The organism is Chamaesiphon sp. OTE_8_metabat_110 (assembly GCF_031382685.1).
Classification (GTDB): Bacteria; Cyanobacteriota; Cyanobacteriia; order Cyanobacteriales; family Chamaesiphonaceae; genus Chamaesiphon.
Genome location: NZ_JANMZA010000061.1, coordinates 1 through 2,342, shown reverse-complemented (window position 1 = coordinate 2,342; position 2,342 = coordinate 1). Strand labels below are relative to the sequence as shown.

Here is a 2,342-nt window from a genome sequence, read left to right as displayed (position 1 = left end):
CTGGGATTAGATCGCGAAACAGCCGCGAGATTTTCTTTTTTAGTTGGCTTACCAGTTCTCACAGTCGCAACCTTATTTAAAGGTATCAAAATATTTAAATGTAATGAATTAACAATCCCATTATTGGCTGTGGGCACGATTTCTACATTTATTTTTTCTTATCTTTCGATCGCTTTCTTACTAAATTATCTCAAAACAAAAGATACGATGCTATTTGTCTGGTATCGCTACGCCTTTGGTGCGACAATTTTGATTGCTTTGGCTGCTGGTTGGAAAGGTTAAGCAGACACTTGAAAACATCAGTAGGGTGGGCGAACTGTTACTAACAATGCGGTCGCGGAGCTTACTGTTACTTGCCCACCACTTCCATAACATCGGCAGATGAGAAGATCGACATCCTAATAAAAATCATTATTACGGTTTTCAAACCTCATCAATCTTTGATTTAATCTGCGATTGTTTCTGGCATTATCTTCAGTTTTACGTTCGTTCTGTGCCAAATCGGTATCGAGATCGATGATATAATTTTGGAGTGAATTGAAGCCGCCTGTCATCGTTGTCAGCAATGTCCCCTCCATACTATCCATGCGATTTTGCATCGCGGTCATGTTTTGCTGCATTGCGGTCATATTCTGTTGCAGTACAGTCATGTTTTGTTGCATCACGGCTATGCTCTGCTGCATCACAGTAACAGCTTGCACAACTTGACCTTGCATTGTTGTTAGGCTTTGCACTGTTTGAGTGAGTTGATTCTCGATGCGTTCTAATCTTTCTTCTGACATATATTTAAGAAACTCAACAGCTCTATTGTACTACTATCTGAGATTCCACATTAATATGACACCTGTACAGGGATATCTCTAAAGATCGGCTCCGCACCAACAGGGCACCCATGAGGGGATGCCCCTACAGATTTCTACTAAGATCGGTCTTAATATTGGTTGCTTGCTTGACGGCGATCGATTGCAGTTACACTATTTAATTCCAATACTTTGCCATTATCTACTACTGCATAAAGCAACCATCGATCGCCACAATCGAGACGATTTTTAACGGTACATTCTAAATAAGAAAGAGCTTCATCAAGTACGATACAACCATTGTCGGCGAGTGAGGTTTCTACCTCAGCAAATCGATCTGTTCCAGGTGCGGGTGGTTTGATGAAATGGCGGCGAATATTTCTGCCTTCTTTGAGAATATTCACCACAAATTTTTCACCAGGATCGGCCAAACATTCTAAATCTCGATCTTTGGCGATCGCAATTGTAATTGCTGGTGGACTGAATCCGGCTTGCGATACTCGCGAGGAGAGCAATCCGACGGGCTTACCGCCATTATTGGCAGTAATCACGCATAGAGAACCAGTTACACGTCCGATCGCTTGTCCGGTACGATCGGTTTGTCCGTCTACACTTACCTGTCTGGGAGCGCGGACTTTTTTAGCTTTGTTGAGCACCTTGGCAAATTCTACCCCTGCGGCTTCGCATTGTTCGATCGTTTCTTCCGTGGGGGCAAACTTGACGCGGATCGGTTCAAAGCCTTGGGGATAGCCGACATCTTGCAATTTGCCAGCGATCGTATCCACTGCTTCGCCGCTCCAACCATAGGAGCCAAATACCCCTGCTACTTTAGTCTGGCTGGCGGTAGAAAGGACGATACCCAGGGCGGTTTGGATCTGGGTAGGGGGATGTCCCGCGATCGTCGGCGAGCCGATAATGAAACCGTCACAGGCTTGCACGGCGCGGGTAACTTCTTCGGGTTCGGTAAATTCACAATCGATCGATCTGACGGCGACTCCTGATTGAGTTATCCCTTTTTCGATCGCTCTGGCGAGGGTGGCGGTATTGCCGTAGGCGGAGGTATATAACAGCGCGACACTGAGATCTTTTTTCTGCTGTTGTTCGCACCAGCTTTGGTAATCGAGGGTCAAAACACTGCGGCTATGGCGGACGATCGAACCGTGAGTGGGTGCGTAAATGCGAATAGGTAGTTGAGCTAGTTTAGCGAGGATCGCTTCTACCTGGGGAGCCTGGGCGGCATAGAGACAATCGAAATAATACTTGCGATCTTCCGTCAGGGTTTTCCAATGTTCGTCAAATACAGCATCATCGCAAACATGGGAGCCGAAGAGTTTATCTGTATATAAAATTCCGGTGGCTCGATCGAATGTACAGAGCGCGTCGGGGTGGCGCGGGGTGGGGACGAAGCGGAATTGCAGAACGTGTCCGTTGCCCAAATCGAGGGTTTCTTCATCTCTAACTACGTGGACTTTGAGGGTTTGGTTGGTGCCAAAGTCGATTTCGATGCCTAAGTCGGCGGCTTCGTCTTCACGAGGGGAAGGG

3 protein-coding genes are annotated in these 2,342 nt (G+C 46.6%); 1 reads left to right on the top strand and 2 read right to left on the bottom strand.

Annotated features, from left to right (window positions below; genetic code table 11):
• On the top strand, positions 1-282 hold a 282-nt coding region (locus RMO52_RS02325), incomplete at its 5' end, for an undecaprenyl-diphosphate phosphatase (RefSeq protein ID WP_310410528.1).
• Between the two features lie 116 nt (positions 283-398).
• Here the strand turns inward: RMO52_RS02325 and RMO52_RS02320 are convergent.
• Positions 399-782, bottom strand: a complete 384-nt coding sequence (locus RMO52_RS02320) for a hypothetical protein (RefSeq protein WP_310410526.1) — start codon at positions 780-782, stop codon at positions 399-401.
• Between the two features lie 149 nt (positions 783-931).
• On the bottom strand, positions 932-2,342 hold a 1,411-nt coding region (locus RMO52_RS02315), incomplete at its 5' end, for a diflavin flavoprotein (RefSeq protein WP_310410525.1).

What these genes read in the sequence shown, in the direction of transcription:
- RMO52_RS02320 (WP_310410526.1), bottom strand. Translation starts at nt 782, where the DNA reads ATGTCAGAAGAAAGATTAGAACGCATCGAGAATCAACTCACTCAAACA.